The 19527-nt window shown below is 46.3% G+C and carries 18 protein-coding genes; 9 read left to right on the top strand and 9 right to left on the bottom strand.

Translation table 11 applies throughout. The features are described from left to right. Nucleotides 1–48 precede the first annotated feature (48 nt). The 5 genes from QUA07_RS06850 to QUA07_RS06830 all read right to left on the bottom strand — a co-directional run bounded on the left by QUA07_RS06850 (nucleotide 49) and on the right by QUA07_RS06830 (nucleotide 7029). Nucleotides 49–1269 (bottom strand): NAD(P)/FAD-dependent oxidoreductase, encoded by a 1221-nt coding sequence (locus QUA07_RS06850; protein ID WP_333323597.1) that lies wholly within the window; start codon nucleotides 1267–1269, stop codon nucleotides 49–51. A 7-nt stretch (nucleotides 1270–1276) separates the two neighbouring features. Then, nucleotides 1277–1645, bottom strand: coding sequence for an aspartyl protease (locus QUA07_RS06845; protein ID WP_333323596.1), 369 nt, complete (start codon nucleotides 1643–1645; stop codon nucleotides 1277–1279). Then, entirely contained in the window at nucleotides 1642–1959 is a 318-nt protein-coding gene (locus tag QUA07_RS06840; RefSeq protein ID WP_333323595.1) for a hypothetical protein, read from the bottom strand. The genes QUA07_RS06845 and QUA07_RS06840 overlap by 4 nt, the downstream gene beginning before the upstream one ends. 112 nt (nucleotides 1960–2071) lie before the next feature. Next, on the bottom strand, nucleotides 2072–3979 hold the full coding sequence (gene dxs / locus QUA07_RS06835) for a 1-deoxy-D-xylulose-5-phosphate synthase (RefSeq protein ID WP_333084635.1): 1908 nt from the start codon (nucleotides 3977–3979) through the stop codon (nucleotides 2072–2074). A gap of 851 nt (nucleotides 3980–4830) precedes the next feature. Beyond that, nucleotides 4831–7029 (bottom strand): protein phosphatase 2C domain-containing protein, encoded by a 2199-nt coding sequence (locus QUA07_RS06830; protein ID WP_333323594.1) that lies wholly within the window; start codon nucleotides 7027–7029, stop codon nucleotides 4831–4833. Between the two features lie 334 nt (nucleotides 7030–7363). Between QUA07_RS06830 and QUA07_RS06825 the strand changes: the two genes are divergently transcribed. After that, nucleotides 7364–7795, top strand: coding sequence for an NfeD family protein (locus QUA07_RS06825; RefSeq protein WP_333051437.1), 432 nt, complete (start codon nucleotides 7364–7366; stop codon nucleotides 7793–7795). Between the two features lie 102 nt (nucleotides 7796–7897). Then, the gene (locus QUA07_RS06820; protein ID WP_333323591.1) at nucleotides 7898–8866 is read left to right on the top strand and encodes an SPFH domain-containing protein; all 969 of its coding nucleotides are present in this window, start codon (nucleotides 7898–7900) and stop codon (nucleotides 8864–8866) included. A gap of 9 nt (nucleotides 8867–8875) precedes the next feature. Here the strand turns inward: QUA07_RS06820 and QUA07_RS06815 are convergent, their stop codons facing one another. After that, nucleotides 8876–9130: a hypothetical protein gene (locus QUA07_RS06815; RefSeq protein ID WP_333323590.1), complete on the bottom strand. Its 255-nt coding sequence runs from the start codon at nucleotides 9128–9130 to the stop codon at nucleotides 8876–8878. A gap of 64 nt (nucleotides 9131–9194) precedes the next feature. Beyond that, on the bottom strand, nucleotides 9195–10853 hold the full coding sequence (gene cimA, locus QUA07_RS06810) for a citramalate synthase (protein ID WP_445305874.1): 1659 nt from the start codon (nucleotides 10851–10853) through the stop codon (nucleotides 9195–9197). A gap of 75 nt (nucleotides 10854–10928) precedes the next feature. Here cimA and QUA07_RS06805 point away from each other — a divergent pair, with 75 nt between their 5' ends. After that, complete coding sequence (locus tag QUA07_RS06805) at nucleotides 10929–11267, top strand: 2Fe-2S iron-sulfur cluster-binding protein (protein ID WP_333323588.1); 339 nt, start codon at nucleotides 10929–10931, stop codon at nucleotides 11265–11267. A gap of 151 nt (nucleotides 11268–11418) precedes the next feature. Continuing rightward, nucleotides 11419–12516 (top strand): glycine oxidase ThiO, encoded by a 1098-nt coding sequence (thiO, locus tag QUA07_RS06800; protein ID WP_333323587.1) that lies wholly within the window; start codon nucleotides 11419–11421, stop codon nucleotides 12514–12516. A gap of 74 nt (nucleotides 12517–12590) precedes the next feature. Here thiO and QUA07_RS06795 read toward each other — a convergent pair whose 3' ends face one another. Then, on the bottom strand, nucleotides 12591–13058 hold the full coding sequence (locus QUA07_RS06795) for a hypothetical protein (protein ID WP_333323585.1): 468 nt from the start codon (nucleotides 13056–13058) through the stop codon (nucleotides 12591–12593). Nucleotides 13059–13679: 621 nt separating this feature from the next. On the opposite strand from QUA07_RS06795, the gene QUA07_RS06790 reads away from it, so the two are divergent. Together QUA07_RS06790 and QUA07_RS06785 are read left to right on the top strand one after the other, a co-directional pair. Continuing rightward, nucleotides 13680–13823, top strand: a complete 144-nt coding sequence (locus QUA07_RS06790; protein ID WP_333323584.1) for a hypothetical protein — start codon at nucleotides 13680–13682, stop codon at nucleotides 13821–13823. A 184-nt stretch (nucleotides 13824–14007) separates the two neighbouring features. Next, entirely contained in the window at nucleotides 14008–15123 is a 1116-nt protein-coding gene (locus QUA07_RS06785; RefSeq protein ID WP_333323582.1) for a fatty acid desaturase, read from the top strand. Between the two features lie 216 nt (nucleotides 15124–15339). Here the strand turns inward: QUA07_RS06785 and QUA07_RS06780 are convergent, their stop codons facing one another. Beyond that, nucleotides 15340–17088, bottom strand: a complete 1749-nt coding sequence (locus QUA07_RS06780) for an ABC transporter ATP-binding protein (protein WP_333323581.1) — start codon at nucleotides 17086–17088, stop codon at nucleotides 15340–15342. On the opposite strand from QUA07_RS06780, the gene QUA07_RS06775 reads away from it, so the two are divergent. The 3 genes from QUA07_RS06775 (at nucleotide 17065) to groL (ending at nucleotide 19304) form a co-directional block, all read left to right on the top strand. Beyond that, nucleotides 17065–17214 (top strand): hypothetical protein, encoded by a 150-nt coding sequence (locus QUA07_RS06775; protein WP_333323580.1) that lies wholly within the window; start codon nucleotides 17065–17067, stop codon nucleotides 17212–17214. The genes QUA07_RS06780 and QUA07_RS06775 overlap by 24 nt on opposite strands. 209 nt (nucleotides 17215–17423) lie before the next feature. Beyond that, a complete protein-coding gene (locus tag QUA07_RS06770) occupies nucleotides 17424–17582 on the top strand; it encodes a hypothetical protein (protein WP_333086364.1) in 159 nt (52 codons plus the stop codon). 30 nt (nucleotides 17583–17612) lie between these two features. Further along, nucleotides 17613–19304, top strand: a complete 1692-nt coding sequence (gene groL / locus QUA07_RS06765; protein WP_333323578.1) for a chaperonin GroEL — start codon at nucleotides 17613–17615, stop codon at nucleotides 19302–19304. Nucleotides 19305–19527 lie beyond the last annotated feature (223 nt).

The raw sequence follows: 19527 nt of genomic DNA, 5'->3' as shown, positions 1-19527 counted from the left end.
AATCAGCGAGATTTTTTCCTCAACTAACCATCTCTCACCGGACGCACCTTACCAGTGAAATTTCTTAATCAATTCCTTGATTTTTCTCTGCAAATAACCGCCTAACCCTCTGGAAATTTTCTCAAATTTATAATAAAATAAAATATCCATCACATCTTCAGTTTTCATATACTTTAAATAATAAATTATTTTATCGGTCAGCTCATCATTAACATCATCGATATACTTTCTCACCGCCAACCTTTCCGAAATATGCCATTTCTGATCAAACTTGCGGTGCATTTCCGTCTCATAATCCCGAAAATCTGAGATTTTCCCCTCCAAATACCTTTGAATATATTTCCCCGCGATTTGGGCACCATCCATCCCGTGTCTAATCCCTTCGCCACCCAAAAAATTTACTGTCGAAACACTATCGCCGATCGCAATTATATTATCCTTGCAATAAATATCCTTCAAACCACGACTATACTTCAGCATGGAACCGTGTTTGTCAAGAATTTTATAATTTTTAGACTTTAGATATTCATCAATCAGTAAATCAATATATTTTTTCAGCGGTGACAAATGCCTCAGTGTTTTCTGCTCTAAAAAAATGCGGGCAGCACCAACTTTCAGCCTATTGTGTTCCATGGGAAATATCCAAGAATAACCTTTAGGCATCCATTTATCGCCCACAAATAAGATTAAATCATCGCTGTATTTATTGTAAACTTCTGGCTCTACTTCAATCAAATATTCGATTCCGGTTCCCGACAAAAAATCAGGCTTATCATTTTCTTTTTCGTACATAATTGCCCTAGCAAAGCCAGTAGCATCAACCAATACTTTAGTGCTAACTTTGATAATTTGACCGTCGGATAACTGTTTAAATTCTACTGTTGTTTCGCCCTTGCTTTGTGAATGTCCAGTGTAGCGATAACCAAGCCAAACTTCACCGCCAAATCGCTCAACTTCGCTGGCCAAAAATGCTCTAAATTTAGCAAAATTGAGAACAACTCCCAAGCTTTCGGGAGACTCCCAAGTTTGACTGACTTTGCTAGTTTCAATAGTAAGTTTGTGCCAAAAACTGCCGATAACGGATTCAGGTAAATCGAATTTAGAGAGAGTTTCTAGAGGTGTAGCGGCGCTAGAAAAGTCATTTTTATAAAAATTGTCGTTTTGCTCTGCCAGCAAGACTTTGTGGCCGGATTTGGCTAGGATTCTCGCGCAGTGACCGCCTGCTGGGCCTGCTCCGACTATTACTATGTCAAAACTTTTTAAAGTCATCTTGCTTTTAAATCGCTCCCAATGTCAAAATACCCGCTGACATATCAACTACTAACCGCCGAGTTTTCAGCCACTGGCGACCGATTAAAATTTCCGGTACTCGGTCACCCACATGAACGGGAATGTCAAATTCTTGCTCATCTATGCGTACTTTTCCTGCATAAAGATCGAAATCAAATTCTCCCTTTGCTGTCCGCATTTCTTGTCGCCTAATATAAATCCAATCAAGTCCCTCGAAATCTTGCTCGTCCATTGCTAGCCAGCCAGAAAAACCTGTATCTAGCAGAGCATCAACAGGTAATTCTACGCCGTTATTAGAAATCAATTCAACTTCAAAAAATAGCTCGTCCTCATCACCAAATCTTCCTTCAATCATATTGAGCCGCACGCTCCTGTATTGTTGATGCGGAAAAGGTAGGGGATAGCATTTGGATGTTTCTGGCGGCACATTTTGGTAGCCGCCATATCATCCTTGTCGATAAAATATTCCCCGCTATCAGGTTCAACCGCCATGTACCAGTTGTAGTGAGTGTCAATTAAATCGGGTTTAAGGCGATCGAAAATTACTTTGCAACGCTTGCGAAATGCCACTCTTTCAGCGCGCCAATGGGCTTTTTTTTCTTCTGACCACTGAATTTCGGGGAACAATCTTCCCCGCCGCACGGTACGATTGGGTTTCACGTTAGTCATTGTTTTTTCTCCCTTATCCTCAAATCTTCCTTCAATCATGCTCCTCTTTTACTGTCATAGATCGGATGTCGAAGAGTAAGGTGCGCTAGGCGCACCCTACAATTCTAGCTATTTACACGCTAACAGGAGATTGTTTGCGGCTGAATGTTGCTAAGATACGATCGCACATTTGCGATGGAGTTAATCCTAAACTTGCAAATGATTGCTCTGGCGTTGCATGATCTACTAATGTATCCGGTACGCCCAGCCGCATCAGTGGCACGAGAACATTATTGTCGAGCAAAGATTCAGCAACTGCGGAACCGAAGCCACCCATCAAACAGCCTTCTTCCATTGTGACAACTTTGCCGATTCGCTGTGCTAAAGGCAAGATTAATTCGGTGTCCAAAGGCTTGACAAAACGCGCATTGATCACAGTTGCTTCAATACCGTGCTCGCTCAGCATCTCGGCAGTTTGCATTGCCGGATAAACCATTGAACCGTAACCCAAGATCAGCACATCGTCACCGTTGCGGAGAATTTCGGCTTTGCCGATCGGCAATTCTTCCCAACCTTCCTCCATCAAAGGCACGCCGTAACCGTTGCCGCGCGGGTAACGCATCGTGATCGGGCCGCTGGTGTGGTTGATTCCCGTGACGATCATCCGCTGCAATTCTGCCTCATCTTTTGGTGCCATAACTACCATATTTGGCAGGCACCGCAAGAAGGCAATGTCGTACATCCCTTGGTGAGTGGGGCCGTCAGCACCGACAATGCCGGCGCGATCCAAACAGAAGAAAACTGGCAAATTTTGGATGCAAACATCGTGAATTATTTGGTCATAGCCTCGCTGCACAAATGTCGAGTAAATTGCCACAACCGGGCGCATTCCTTCGCAGGCTAAACCAGCGGATAAAGTCACGGCGTGCTGTTCGGCAATCCCGACATCAATGTACTGTTTAGGCAGTTTTTCATGAAGTTTATCCAGACCTGTTCCGGTTGCCATTGCAGCGGTAATGCCGACAATTTTGGGATTATCTTCTGCTAGCTTGACCAGGGCGTGGGCAAAGACTTTCGAGTAAGCTGGAGGCTTGGGTTTGGTGGAAGGAATGCCTTTGCCTGTGGCTAAGTTAAAGGGATTTTGGGCGTGATATCCTACTTGGTCTTTTTCGGCGATCGCATATCCTTTGCCTTTCACCGTCACAACGTGAACCAACACCGGCCCTTGGATGGTATGAGCTTGTTTGAAAGTGGCAATTAACTCTTCCAAATTGTGTCCATCTACCGGGCCCATGTAAGTAAAGCCCAATTCTTCAATTACTGCTCCAACTTTCGAGACAGCCAAGCGTTTCATCCCTTCTTTGAGGCGTTCCATTTCTGGAGTAAAAGTTTCGCCGACAAAGGGAATGTGTTTGAATTGTTCCTCTAAGTTATCTTTGAGAAACTGCACCGGTGGCGACAATCGCATCTTGTTCAAATACCGCGTAATTGCGCCGACGTTGGGCGAGATTGACATCTCGTTGTCGTTGAGCACAACTAACAAATTGGTTTTCGGCATATGGCCCGCGTGGTTGATGGCTTCGAGTGCCATGCCGCCAGTCAATGCGCCGTCGCCGATGACTGCTACAGTTTTAAAGTTTTCCCCCTTGAGGTCGCGCGCCATTGCCATTCCTAACGCTGCGGAAATGCTTGTGGAAGCGTGACCTGCACCGAAGTGGTCAAATTTGCTCTCGCAGCGCTTGAGATAGCCTGCAACGCCGTCTTTTTGGCGTAGGGTGTGGAATTGGTTGTAGCGGCCGGTGATTAATTTGTGAGGATAAGCTTGGTGGCCGACATCCCAGGTAACTTTGTCGCGATCGAGGTCGAGTGTTTGGTAGAGTGCTAAGGTCAGTTCGACTACACCCAATCCTGGGCCGAGGTGGCCGCCGCTAGCGGCTACAGTTTCTAAATGCTTTTCTCGAATTTGTCGGGCAATTTGTTCGAGTTGATGAATCGAGAGGCCGTGTAATTGGTTTGGGTGAGTCAGTTCGCTGAGATGCATATTTTAAAATCTTGCTCCTGTGAATCAGGACGAATCCTTAACAGATATAGGTTGTGCCTGCGAGGTTGGGTACGCGCAAACGTTAGAATAGTTTAACGGTTATTTGAGAAAAACTGTTAGGCGTAAGATTTTTGTTATTTTTAGCCTGGTAATTATAGTTAATAAATTGTGCGCCGTCAATCGATTTTAGATTTTAGATTTTAGATTTTCGATTGACCCCACGGATAAATGCGGGGGCTTGAGGATTTTCGATTTTCGATTTGGGATTGATTCCACGGATAAATCACGTGGCGGGTACCATCAAGAAATTCGTGGTCAATATAAAAAAGCTTATGTTGTTAGTTCCTAATCGCTAATTGTTAGCGGCATGGAGATTATTAAGCATTTTTAACTACTTTTTGTAGTGATGGCTGACTTTTTAGCAATCTTGTTTCTGCAAGCGGACTATGATACAAAATCATTAACTGTGATGGAAGCATCTCATATTTGTAAAAACACTTCTTCTGGCTCCTTCCTTCTGCCTCAAAACTTTAATTTCTAGCTTTGCTGCAAAAGTGAGATGCTCCTCTGTGAAGTGTGATTTATATACAGCGTATTCCAGGTTTATGAAGTACACCCCAGAAACCAGGTTTCTTTATAGTTCTCGCATCCTTACTGATTCTGTTCAAAAAACCCGGTTTCTCGCGATCTACATCTACATGGAATATGCTGTAAATCAACAACCTCTACCAGAAATCATTCCATTTACACTGGAAAAGTTTTCCCGAATTGGGATAGTAGAGAGCTGCGACGCTCGAAGCATTATTTTGTAAGCTCAAAAGTCGATTGGGGCGACGGCGAGAGACTCTCGCTTACTCCGCTGATGGCAAAGGAGTTTCCGCTTCTTCGGGCGGCGCAATTTCCGCAGGAGTCGATTCCGGCGACGGCGAGGGACTCTCGCTATCGGGCAGCGGAATTTCCGCAGGAGTCGATTCCGGCGACGGCGAGGGACTCTCGCTATCGGGCGGCGGAATTTCCGCAGGAGTCGATTCGGGCGACGGCGAGGGACTCTCGGCCCCGGGCGAGGGACTCTCCGAAGGACTTGGGGCGGGAGTTTCCGGCGGTGGTGGAAGTTGTGCGGGATCTGGCTGCGGGCTTTGGAGGCTTTGCACCCACAAACCTAAACCGCCGCCGGCTAATATCAGCCCCAACACCCCCAGTAGGGGCAGCGGCAGCTTGGAGCGCCGTTTTTGAACTGGTTCCGGGGCGGGGGAAGTTTCGGGGTACAACAACTGTTTGGACGATTCTGAAAGCTGAGATTCTGGAATCCTCCCGGACTTCTGGAGAGACGCAGCGACGAGGGAAGGCGGCAGCGACACCGAGGCTGACACTGGCGCTGACGCCGGCGCTGAGGCCACCGCCGGATCAAACAGTACCAATCTCTCCGGCGACATCCGACAGTGAGTCGCTACCACGGAGGTGTTGTCATAACCATTTTTCTCGTTGGCGAGACGAATCCAAGACTGAACTGCCGCTTCCAAAGACATTTTGCCCTCAAGCACCTCTGGGCCATAATTCTCCCAAGATTTCTCTACCCAGTCGTTGTCGCTCAAACCGTCGGAACACAGCAGCAGTAAGCCTTCCTCTTCGACAATAAATCGCTGAATCGTCGGGCGCAGGAAATCGGCATCCCGCGTGCCCAAAGCTTGAGTCAGGGCTCCCGCATCGGATCGCAGTTGAGTCTCCCAGTACAAACAATGTCCTAGCTGGACTTCCCTTGAGGCTACGTCGTCGTCCACAGTCAGCCGGTGACAGTAATTTTTGCCAATCCAATAAGCGCGGCTGTCTCCAACATTGACTAAATAAAGTTCGTGGCTGTTATTCGAGGGCAAATCCTCGGAAATTTTCACTTTTTGAGGCAACTGGAGGGCCATCACCAAAGTCGTCCCCATCCGTTGCCGCAACTCTTTTCCCTGCTCATTATTTTGAGCGGAAATCACATTATTCACAACTCTGACTATTTCTTCAAGTTGCTTGATGACCATTGTTGGCGTCATCAATTCTTCTTGTTGAGCAATTTCTGCGAGCAAATTTTGGATTAAAGCTTTCAGGGACTGCACGGCTAATTGACTGGCAACTTCTCCTCCTTCGTGGCCTCCAACCCCGTCGCAAACCATTGTCAAGTAAGGAATTAGTTTCTCGCCCCCTGAAGTTTTGCTAAATTGAAAATCAGCAGCAACCGGATAGCAACTGTCTTCATTTTGGGAGCGCTGTGGCCCGGTATCAGTCATGCCGACTACTTCTAAATGCAGAGGCAATTGAGCGGCTTGTTCTAATAATAAATCGTTTAGTTCCAGGGCGATCGCGTCGAAATTCATGCTGCTGCGGCGCATAAACTGACAAATCTCTCCGAGTTTCGCCTGCACCTCGGGTTGCGCTGATTCCACCAAACCTGACCACACATCTCCCAAATCCCGCAGCGTCGGTACAAAATTGCCCCGGTGCAGTTCCAGCAGGCGTACCCGCCAACCTTCCACCCGCAAATTTTCCGGTACCAGCAAACTCGAAGCGACTCCCTGTTCCGACAGCGGCGTCCACAGTTGGAGCATTTGCCACAGCCAGTAAACTTGGCGCGTGGCGGTTGTCCCAGACCAAGCTTGTAAAATAGAAGGATACAGGCTGCCGAAATTATTGATGGGCACATTTTGCAACAACAGCACTTCTGTCGCTTCCGGTGCTTCCCCCAGGGAACAAAAACCGTATACTTCCGGCGTATGCAGCCGTTGGGGATACAAATGCAGGTAAGGCATAATCGTATCCGGCAGTTGTTCCGGGACGCTCGGAGGCAAAGCTGGACGGCTGTCGAGCCAGATTTGGGGTGCAATGACAAAGTATCGATCGGCTATTACCTTACCCGTCGGCACTTCCTCGGCTGCTTGCCCCACCACCCACACATAGCGATAAATTAAATCCGTTTCGCACGCTGCACAGTGCTGGCGGCCAAAGGTATTGCGTGGATCGGGACAGCTAAGATTCGGGCAATAAATGGGTTCGGAGAAACTGCTGATCATATCGAAATAGTTTGTGTAAAAACATTCTGAAGATATATGATTCGCCAGCCCAAATTCATGAGCTTGAGAATAAACTGATTTTAGCCCCTATCAATTTCTTAACTGCCTTTGGGCCCCTAGAAATTGTAGTTTCTGCCAGTCTGCACCGGCTTAAATTGTAATTTAAGTTACTTAACTCAGACTTGGAGTACGATGGAAGCCTCAACCTGGTACCGCTGCGCGAAAAATCGCTCTGAGGGGCTGCAAGTCGCAAACCCTTGCATAGTCAGTTGTTGGCAATTCTTAAATCTTAAATTTCCAATCTAAGATCTAAATAGTATCACCTATTCTTTTTATGATCTTGACTCCTACGCTCCTTTGGCTGATAGCTGGGTCATTGCTCTGTTTGGCAGAGCTATTTCTCCCGACTGCTTTTGTCGCTTTTATGATGGGACTGAGCGCCTTCGCGGTAGCTGGATGCTCTCTAGTTCTACCTTACGTTAATTTACAAATATTCCTGTGGATGGTATTTTCGACAGTTTTTGTGCTGCTGTCTCGGCGGTTGATACCAAAAGGCACCGCAAGGGCGATCGCAGATTCTCAGGAAGCAAAAACTTTAACAGAAATTCCCCCCGGAGAAGCCGGCCGAGTCATTTATGAGGGGAATTCTTGGCAAGCTCGCTGCGAAGACACGAAGGCCACTATCCCCCCCAACCAAAACGTAATTGTCGTGGGACGGAAAGGCACTACTCTGATTGTTTTGCCCGAAAATCTCTTGCATTCTTAAAAAAAATGCGTAATGAATCACAGACAATTAGTAGTTAGCCATCAGTCTTTAGTCAACATTTAACACTCAACACTCAACACTCAATATTTATAGGAGGCGACCGTGGAACAATTTTTTTTACTTGTCTTTTTAGCACTCGGCGGCTCAGCCCTCGCAGGTTCCGTCAAGATTATCAATCAGGGAAATGAAGCGCTGGTGGAAACTTTAGGTAAATACAGTGGCAGGAGACTGGAACCCGGTTTGAATTTTGTCAAGCCGTTTCTCGATCGCGTCGTGTACGAGCAAACAATTCGGGAAAAAGTCTTAGATATTCCTCCGCAAGCTTGTATTACCCGCGACAACGTTTCCATCACCGTTGATGCTGTGGTTTACTGGCGCATTGTAGACTTGGAAAAAGCTTGTTACAAAGTAGAAAATCTCCAGTCTGCAATGGTAAATATGGTGCTGACTCAAATTCGCGCCGAAATGGGTCAACTGGATCTCGAACAAACCTTTACTGCTCGTTCTCAAATTAATGAAATATTGCTCAGAGATTTAGATATTGTTACCGATCCTTGGGGAGTGAAAGTAACACGGGTAGAATTGCGGGATATTATCCCTTCTAAAACTGTACAGGAATCGATGGAATTGCAGATGGCAGCCGATCGACGGAAGCGGGCGGCAATTCTGACATCCGAGGGCGAACGCGAGTCAGCAGTTAACAGCGCCAAAGGTAAAGCTGAAGCGCAAGTTTTGGATGCAGAAGCCCGCCAAAAAGCGACTATTTTGGAAGCGGAAGCTCAACAAAAGGCGATCGTCCTGAAAGCTCAAGCAGAACGCCAAAGTCAGGTTTTGAAAGCTCAAGCTACCTCTGAGGCCTTGCAAATTATCGGCAAAACTCTGCAAAATGACCCCAATGCTCGCGAAGCTTTACAATTTTTGTTAGCTCAAAACTATCTGGATATGGGTCTAAAAATTGGCACCAGCGACAGCAGCAAGGTGATGTTTATGGACCCGCGCAGCATTCCCGCTACGCTCGAAGGAATGCGATCGATCGTTGGGGAAGGTAATAATAATGAGGTGAAAAAGTAGGGGAGCATCTCATATTTGTAAAAACACTTCTTCTGACTCCTTCCTTCTGACTCTTTCCTCCTGCCTCGCAGCAAGAGAGCCTCCTGCGTCAAAACTCCAATGTCTAACTTGGCTGCTTTCATTGAGATGTTCCCAAAAGTAGGGGAGCATCTCATATTTGTAAAAACACTTCTTCTGGCTCCTTCCTTCTGACTCTTTCCTCCTGCCTCGCAGCAAGAGAGCCTCCTGCCTCAAAACTCCAACTTCTAACTTGGCTGCTTTCATTGAGATGCTCCCCTTGGTATCTATTTAAACATCGATATTCAGGCAACTTCTCTTCGCCGTCAACCTAATAACTCGACACAGTTAAAACGATCGCCTCCCTATCTGCCAAGACCAAACCATACTCCAAACCCTCAACAACCGCTTGATAAGAAGCATCCAAAATATTACCAGAAACCCCCACAGTCGTCCAGCGGTCTTGACCGTTGCTAAACTCAACCAACACGCGAGTTTTAGCAGAAGTTCCCGCACATCCGTCTAGAATTCGCACCTTATAATCGGTTAAGTTGAAATCAGTAATTGCCGGGTAAAAATTCCGCAAAGCCTTCCGCAAAGCCGCATCAAGTGCCGAAACCGGCCCGTTTCCTTCCGCGCATTCCAGAATATCTTGACCGTTAACAGTCACTTTCACGGTTGCTAAAGAATTAACTGTTTCCTCCCTACCTTTATCGCAGTGAACTTGAAAACCTTTGATTTCAAATAAGCGCTTGCGCTTTCCCAATGCCTCCCGCATTAACAATTCAAAAGAAGCCTCAGCACCCTCAAATTGATATCCCTGGCTTTCCAAATCTTTCAATTTTTCCAAAATTTGGCGGCAAGCAGGATTTTTGCGATCGAGCTCCATGCCAAAAGTGCGCGCCTTCGCCAAAACATTGCTCAAGCCAGCTTGATCGGAAATCACAATTCGCCGCCTGTTGCCAATTTTTTCCGGTTCCAAATGTTCGTAAGTTAACGGATTTTTCTCAACAGCCGATACATGAATTCCGCCTTTGTGAGCAAAAGCCGAAAGACCGACAAAAGGAGCATGATCATCGGGAGCTAGATTGACAATTTCACTAATCGATCGACTTACTTGAGTTAATTTAACTAATTGCTCGTCTTCAATGCAATTATGACCCAACTTTAGCTGAAAATTAGGAATCAAGGAACATAAATCGGCATTGCCGCAGCGTTCGCCGTAACCGTTAATAGTTCCCTGTACCATCCTCACTCCTTCCCTCACAGCAGCCAAAGCATTAGCAACCGCAACTCCTGAGTCGTTGTGAGTGTGAATTCCTAATTGTAAATATTTTTCGCGGTTAGTTCCTAAAGATTCTAAAACATCGCGAACAACCTGACTGACTTCGTGAGGTAAAGTACCCCCGTTCGTATCGCAAAGCACCAGCCATTCTGCACCGGCATCGGCGGCCACTTCTAAAGTTTTAATAGCATAATCTCGATTGTGTTTGTAGCCGTCAAACCAGTGTTCGGCATCGTAAATAACGCGCCTTCCCTGACTCCGCAAATATTCAATTGTATCTCGAATCATCGCCAGATTTTCTTCTAGCGTCGTCTTCAAACTTTCAATAACGTGCAAATCCCACGACTTGCCAAACAGCGTCACCCAGCGAGTACCGGCAGACAAAATAGCCTGCAACATTTCATCATTAGCTGCCGTTGTTCCCGGCCGCCTAGTCGAACAAAAAGCTACAACTTCTGCTTGAGTTAGGGGCTGTTCTTTGAGTCGCCAAAAAAATTGTACGTCTTTAGGATTCGCCCCCGGCCAGCCGCCTTCAATAAAGGGAATTCCTAAACTGTCTAACTGCCGAGCAATTCGCAGTTTGTCTTCGAGAGATAAGGAGAGTCCCTCGCACTGAGCACCGTCTCGCAGCGTGGTATCGTAGATCCAGAGCCGATTTGTCATGGGAATTTGCGATCGAGAAATTGGTAATATATCACTTACCATATTAGATGAATTTATTTGAATTTAATGCGATAATATATAGGAAAATTAACATAAATCTAATTGGGGTAAATTGCTGTGGTCAAGGTACAAGCGCAAGGAAAAACATTTGAGTGCGATCGCGGAGCCAATCTCCGTGAAGTATTGCTCAAAAACGGCATCGATCTCTACAACGGCAACGCCAAAGTCATCAACTGCCACGGCCTCGGCACTTGCGGCACTTGCGCCGTCACTGTCGAGGGTGAAGTTTCCGATCCCCAGTGGCGCGAAAAAGCCCGACTTTCGGTTCCTCCCCATTCTCCCGCCTCCAACCGCCGTTTGTCCTGCCAAACCAAGGTTTTAGGCGATATTAAGGTGACAAAATATGACGGTTTCTGGGGTCAGGGTTCTGAAACTGTCTGGAACCCCCAAGGATAGATTTTTTGTTAAGAAAGGCTGATAGGACGATCGCCTTACCAGATAATCTGTAAGACTTGTGCAAGAATTCTAACTGTAAGGTGCACACGGGGCACCTTACCATAAAGAAATCCGAGAGGTTAAAAAACCCAGAAAGTCCATATAAAAGTTAATGAATTCATCTAAAGATATTTTGATTATTGGCGGCGGAATAATTGGTCTTTCGCTAGCAGTAGAACTGAAATTGCGAGGGGCATCTGTCGCGGTTCTCACCGCCGATTCTAAACAACCGACGACCCGGGCTGCAGCTGGAATGCTTGCCCCGCAAGCCGAACGAATTCCCCCCAGTCCGATGTTGGATTTGTGCTTGCAAAGCCGCGCCCTGTATCCCGCCTGGGTGGAACGGCTAGAAGATATTACCGGATTGAAAACGGGATATTGGCGATCGGGAATTCTCGCGCCAGTTTGTCAAAATGAGCCTCAAGAAAAGCCGCTTTTGTCAAACCTTAATTATCAATGGTTGGACAGAGATACTGTTCGCCAGCACCAGTTTGGATTGGGTCAAGAAGTAATTGGCGGTTGGTGGTATCCTGACGACGCTCAAGTAGACAACCGCGCTTTATTTCGGACGCTTCAGGCCGCAACTAAAGAATTGCAGATTGAGATTATTCAAGGCAATGCAGGGGAAATTATTCGGCAGGGAAACCAAGTTGTGGCCATTGAAACCACAGCAGGAAAATTGCAAGCAGACCGTTATGTTTTGGCTGCGGGCGCTTGGTCTGAGCAGTTATTGAATGTTCCTGTTTTTCCAAGAAAGGGACAAATGCTGTCAGTATGTGTACCAGAAGATTGTGGAGTTATCCAGCCCCTGCAAACCGTTTTATTCGGGACTGGCATTTATATTGTGCCACGTCAAGATGGCAGAATTATTATTGGTGCAACTAGCGAAAATGTGGATTTCACGCCGGGAAATACGCCTGCGGGAATGCAAAGTTTGCTAGCAGGAGCGATTAAGTTATATCCCGCATTACAAAATTATCCGATTCTGGAGTTTTGGTGGGGATTTCGGCCAGCTACTCCTGATGAGTTGCCGATTTTGGGTGCTAGTGCTTGGGAGAATTTGATATGGGCTACGGGGCATTACCGCAATGGCATTTTGTTGGCTCCGGTGACGGCTAAATTGTTGGCTGATTTAATGTGGGAGCAAAAGTTAGATCCGTTATTGGCTGCTTTTCATTATTCGAGGTTTCGAGCTTCAGCACTTACTTGAACCTCTATACGTAGGGTGCAGCGTACCTTACTGCTATAATAGGCGCATCCAACCATTTTTTGGTAAGTCTAGAATTAGTTCGTATCCTGTTTTTTGGGTTGGTTCAATTCCCTGCATTTAGCAGCAGCCAAATCGTAAGCATTTTGGTAATCGCTACCGCCTAACATCAAATCGCCGTAATATTCATAAGGTTGATTGCCATAAATCGGCAGCGGGTCGTCTTCAGGATAATCTTCTTTTGATTCTTCTAGGATTGCTTTGAGTTTCTTGACGCTGAAGCGCTGGACTGGGAAGTAATGAATGTCTTGAGCGAGGAAACCGAGATGGGGAAAGGTTGGGTCAATAATTCGCTCGTCGAGTTCAATCCAGCTATATTCGATGGGTTTATATGGCACTCCCGGCACAGCTAAAAAGCCTTGAACATAAATTGCGCCCTCGGTGGCTAATGCTGCTTTACAAGCGTTGTCAAAGCAGTTTTTACGGTTGCTTTTGATGCGAGTCGCTATTTCAATAGAAAGCGGCTCATCTAATAGTTCGGTCATAATCCATTTCTAGTCGCGTGTGCGATTAGATTGTAGCAAATCCGAGCTATCTCCGAACACAAAAAACGCAGGCAATTGCGATCGTCCTTCAAATTCTCGTCTCAAGGAGTTGATCCAAAATCCTCTGCGGTTATGGATGTTGTGTCAGCTTTGGTTTCCGGGGCGGGCGGTTTGTCGATCGCCCCTATAGCCCGCAAATCACAAGTTTTCGGGAGTAGCCCAACTTTTGAGCGTGCGATCGAGTTGGGCTAGAACCCGGTACAGTAAAGTGTGGCACAGACGATGCAAGCAAAAATAGTGGCATAAATTACTGAATGGCGTCCAACCAACCAATGATATTCATGCCTTCCGGTGCAGCGATTTGTTCGGCGGCTGACAGGCTTCACAGTTTTTTCTGTAAACAAAGCAGAGTTGTGATAACCTCATAAATGTGCAAAAATCGGTTCCAACAAAAAAACCTTTGGAAGAAACGGGGAAAGTCCGGCGTAAATCCGCCCCTGTCCCGCAAATGTGATGAGATTATACAGTCCTACGGTTCCGCATCACTTGCAATTCCTAACTGAATTATCGCTAACAGATTATCTGTAACGACTGTCAAGAGAGCCATCCGCTATCTCAATTTTGCTTCAAATCATTGCGACATACCATCCCACCCAAGAAATTATTCTGCTAACAAATGACGGTCAAATAGAAATCGATTTTCTGCAACAATTAGAAATTACTCTTGCCCTTTGTTATGAGCAAGTACGTCAATGCTGGGATTAATTTCAGCTTGGCGAAACCATCCCAAGGAGGATATAATGAACTAAATATTATCAGCAATTTTGTAAAGTAGGGGCAAATTTTTAACCGCAATTAAGCCAATTACCTGCAATAAAACACTGCCAAAAATACGAATCCTATCCTGATGGTAAGCTAAGCACTTATCCACACACCCTAGATATACTGAATGAAAAACGCGATCAAAAAGTCGGATTTTGTGCTAGCTCCTTATATGAAGAGCAACAATTTGACAGCTACTTGCCAAATACTCAATACAGTGGTTCCTTATATATTCTTATGGTTTTTAGCCTTTAAATCTGCGGCCATTTCTGTATTCCTGCTGCCGCCGATAATGGTGTTGATGACACTTTTTTCAGGACGTTGTTTCTCTTTGATGCACGATTGCGGGCACTATTCTCTTTTTAGTTCCAAAAAAGTCAATCGCATTATGGGTTTTCTGCTAGGTATCATCAATGCGATTCCTCAGTACCCCTGGTCGAGGGGGCACGCTTATCACCACAAACATAATGGTAATTGGGATATGTACCGAGGCCCTTCGGCGTTGATATCCACTGAACAATTTGCGACGCTAAGTCCCTCTAGTCAAAAAATCTATCAGTTACTCAGACACCCATTGATGCTTTTTCCAGGTGGTTTTTTCTATCTAATTATTAAGCCAAGACTCGCCCTTATATTGGGAATTACTGGTTTTATCAGACATATTTTTGCTTGTATAACTAAAGATTTTGGCATGGGTTTATTTGCAATCATTGCTTCTTATAAATCCAAACATTGGTATACGACGGCTGAATTTTGGGATTTACTGTTCAACAATATTTGTGTTGTTGGTAGCTGGATTTATCTGAGCAACTTACTGGGGTTTGGCTTTTTCTGGAGTGTTTACTCAATTGTCATGACTTGTTCTGCAGCGATATTTATCTGTATTTTCTTTGTACAGCATAATTTTGACGGTTCCTACGCCCACAAAACAGAGGGCTGGGACTATCTGCTGGGCGCAATAGAAGGCAGCAGTTATCTGAAATTACCAACTATTCTTAATTGGTTTTCGGCTGATATTGCTTACCACAATATTCATCATCTCTCTGAGCGAATACCTAACTATAATCTTCGGGCTTGTCACAATGCTAATATTCACCTGCTGGCTAATTCAAAATCACTGACAATTCGCGATATTCCTGACTGCTTCCAATTCATTCTTTGGGATGCTGCTTCAGATAGTCTGCAATCGATTAAATTATTTCAACAACAAGAAGAAATTCCCTTGAGTAATGTAGCTAATTAAAATCGGTGGGCAATAAATTTGCTTGCTTCTTTATCCCCACCATCCTATGATCTCGTTTCCGGTTGCACCGGAATTATATAGAGGACACAGCAGTGCTGTGTCCCTATACGGATTAATTGTAGGGACACGGGACACTCGCGGTGTCGAAAGCTGTGGGTAATATTAATTCCGATGCTAGCTAGCGGATTTGATATAAATCAAAGCATCTGTTACTTGTCAATGCAGCAATTCCTCTAATTTTTGCTGGTTCCACAAATACTGATAAAGCCCTGTTTGCCCTACCAATTCAAGGTGAGTGCCACTCTGAACTATTTCTCCTCTCTCCATCACAAAAATGCGATCGGCACTGGCCGCCGCTGACATTTGATGCGAGATAAAAATTACTGTTTTGCGATCGGTTCCCGTTGCCAAGTTTCGCAAAATGTCGGTAGCAGTTTGATTGTCAACGCTGGAAAGAGCGTCATCCAAAATTAACACCGGGGCGTCAACTAACAAAGCGCGAGCAAGTGCCGTCCGCTGGCGCTGTCCACCCGATAAAGTAATGCCGCGCTCGCCAACAACTGTTTTGTACTGCTGCGGAAAGTTGAGGATTTCGGCGTGAATTTGCGCTTGTTTTGCTGCGGCTTCAATCTCCGGCTGTTCCGCTAAAGGGTTTCCGTAGCGGATGTTATTCTTGATGGTAGTGCCGAACAGAAAGCTTTCTTGTGGAACGTAGGCGATCGCCCCACGCAATTCTGTCAATTTTACCTCGGTAATATCCTGTCCGTCTACCAATAACTGACCCCGAGCGATGTCCAGCAGTCTGGGCAGTGCATTAGCTAAAGTTGATTTTCCTGAGCCGATCGCCCCGACAATGGCGACAGTTTCGCCCGGTTTTATGGTAAAATCAACATTTTTAAGCGCGGGTGTGTTAGCACCCGGATAAGTATAATTTAGATGGCGAGCCGCAATTTCGCCTTTGACTGGAGTTGCCAGTTCCACTGCGTCGGCAGCATCCTTAATTTGCGGTTCCACAGTCAGAATTGATTCGATGCGATCGACACTCACTTCTCCCCGCTGGTAAGCAGTAATTGTGAAACCCAACAGCGCCGTCGGAAACACCAAACGCTCGACATAAATCAGCAACGCCACAAAATCGCCAATGCTAATTTGGCCATTAGCAATTGCCCCGCCACCAGCAGAAAGCAGCACCAACAAACTAATGCTTGCCAAACCGCCCAGCAGGGGAAAAATAAAGTTTCTAGTTTTTGCTAATTCTAAATTTGCTAATAGCAACTTCGCATTGGAATTGCGAAAAGCTCGGCGTTCGTTCTCTTCTTGAGCGTAAATTTTAATTACGGACATCCCGCTCATATCTTCTTGAATTAAATCGCTCATCGCCGACAATTCCTCTTGCACGGCTAACTGTTGGATGCGAAGTTTGTCGCTAAATAACTGTACCAAAACCAGCATTAAAGGATAAACTGCGATCGCAAACAGTGTCAGCCTTACATTAATCCCCAGCATCACCGGCAAAGTCAAAGCATAGGCAAATGCCGTATTCGCCAAACTCAGCACCGCAAACCCCACCAAGCGCCGAATATTGTCCAAATCGGAAGTAGCGCGGTTAATTAAATCTCCTACCGTATTGGCTGCAAAATAAGACGGTTCTAATGTTAATAAATGATTAAATATTTGCTGTTTGAGATCAAATTCGACTTGACGCCCAACGCCAAACAGCAAAATCCGCGACGCCATCCGAATCACCCACATAATTGAGGCGAGAAGCAGAATTAGTGCCACGAAATTGAAAACTTGGTCAAATTTAGTCGCAATTTGCAGAGTGTCAACTGAATTCCGAATCAGCAGGGGAATGTAAACGCCCACAGCATTGACAACTAATAGCGAAAAAATGCCCCAGAATGTTGGCTTCCAGTGCGGGCGCATATAAGAGCCGAGTTTTTGCAGTCGAGAATAACGAGCCATAGGAAGAAGGAAGAAGGAAGAAGGAAGAAGGAAGAAGGAAGAAGGTTCGGCAACGAGCAATGTACGGGATGTAACGGATGGATGCTGAAGGAAGAAGGAGTCTTCCCCAAGGTTTTCAGCAATTAACAACGTCCTAATAGTCTTGGCTGTTGTGTTGCTATAGAAGGTTGAAGTTTGAAAAATAAGAGAAGCTCTATCGAAAGGTAGATGACCGAAAACACAAGTTAAGAAATTTTTAATAAAAATTCTGCTTTGGGATAACGTGCCATCAAAATTAGGTTTTGGTATTAACTAAAACCTGATTATATCGATATGTAACAAACCACATTATATCTGTGGGAACACGAGATATGTGGGGACACGGCAATGCCCTGTCCTTAGCCACCCGGAACGATCGCCCCAATCTCCAATCCGTCCCCGCAATCCCCCACACCGTTGAGTCGCGCTACAATCAAAAATCGATCAACTTAGCACTCAGCCTCAGAGAGTGCTAAATTTGCTAATGTAAGTGATTGGAGACAAACATGACCAAAATAGTTGCATTTAGCGACAAATCTCGGCGGGCACTAGAACGCGGCGTCAATCAACTCGCCGATGCTGTCCGCATCACCTTGGGCCCGAAAGGCCGGAACGTCCTATTGGAAAAGAAATACGGCGCTCCCCAAATCGTTAACGACGGTATCACCGTTGCTAGGGAGATCGAACTCGAAGACCCCCTGGAAAATGCCGGCGCTCGCTTAATTCAAGAAGTCGCCTCCAAAACTAAAGATATCGCAGGCGACGGCACAACAACCGCAACGGTTCTAGCTCAATCCCTCATTCGCGAAGGTTTGAAGAATGTCGCTGCAGGCGCAAACCCAGTCGCGCTGCGCCGGGGTATTGAAAAAACGATCGCCCACTTGGTGCTGGAAATCGAGAAATTGGCGAAACCCGTCGAAGGGGCTGCAATTGCTCAAGTCGCCACTGTCTCCGCCGGTAACGACGAAGAAGTCGGCGCCATGATTGCCCAAGCCATGGAAAAAGTCACCAAAGACGGCGTAATTACTGTTGAAGAGTCGAAATCTCTGACAACAGAATTGGAAGTTGTCGAAGGGATGCAGTACGATCGCGGATATCTTTCTCCGTATTTCGTCACTAACACCGATCGCATGGAAGTTGAGTACGAAAACGCTCGCATCCTGATTACCGACAAAAAAATTAGCTCGATTCAAGAACTCATTCCAGTTCTCGAAAAAATCGCCCGCACCGGTCAACCCCTGCTAATTATCGCCGAAGATATTGAAGGCGAAGCTTTGGCAACTCTGGTAGTCAACAAAGCCCGCGGCGTATTGAACATCGCAGCAACGAAATCTCCTGGTTTTGGCGAGCGGCGCAAAGCTATGCTTCAAGATATCGCCGTTCTTACTGGCGGTCAACTGATCTCCGAAGAAGTCGGACTCAGCATCGATACCGCAACCCTAGAAATGCTCGGTACCGCCCGCAAAATTACGATCGACAAAGAAAACACGATCGTTGTTGCTGGCGAAGAACACAAAGCTGACGTGCTAAAACGGATCGAGCAAATCCGCAAGCAGCTAGAAGCGACGGATTCCGACTACGACAAGGAAAAGCTAACCGAACGCATCGCCAAACTCGCCGGCGGCATCGCTGTAATTAAAGTCGGCGCAGCTACCGAAACCGAGCTCAAAGACCGTAAACTGCGTATTGAAGACGCTTTGAACGCTACTAAAGCTGCTGTGGAAGAAGGTATCGTTGCCGGAGGTGGGACGACGCTAATTCACCTGATTACCAAAATAGATGCGATCAGAAATACTTTAGACACCGAAGAACAAGTAGGCGCTGACTTGGTGAAGAAAGCTTTGGAATCACCTTTGCGTCAAATCGCTGATAATGCCGGCGTTGAAGGTTCGATCGTCATCGAACGAGTGCGGGCGAGCGAGTTCAACGTTGGCTACAACGCTCTCACCGACGTGTACGAAGATATGATTGCGGCTGGGATTATTGACCCGGCTAAGGTGGTGCGATCGGCTTTGCAAAATGCCGGTTCCATTGCTGGTATGGTGTTGACCACTGAAGCTGTGATTGTCGAAAAACCCGAGAAGAAAAAAGCCGGCGGCGACATGGGCGACATGGGCGGCATGGGCGGCATGGGCGGCATGGGCGGCATGGGCGGCATGGGTGGCATGGGTGGCATGGGCGGCATGGGCATGATGTAGTCTTCAGCCATAAGCACCATGCGTGTAAACAAGCGCGTCTTATGTACTACCCGTCTACTGTTTGACGATTAAGGCAGTTTATCCCCCCGGCATCCCCTGATAGTCCGGGGGGATTTTTCATTCTCTTGTAGGGGCAATCCGACCCCTACTCCCCGTGGTTGCCCCGATATTTGAAACACCGATTCCCTCGTCCGTGGAGGGGGTAGGCATGGGGGCACTAAGC

Origin of the sequence: Microcoleus sp. T3_A4, from assembly GCF_036700465.1 — a bacterium.
Taxonomy (GTDB): domain Bacteria; phylum Cyanobacteriota; class Cyanobacteriia; order Cyanobacteriales; family Microcoleaceae; genus Microcoleus.
Note: the sequence above shows the minus strand (reverse complement) of the source record. Positions and strands in the feature narration are given on the sequence as shown.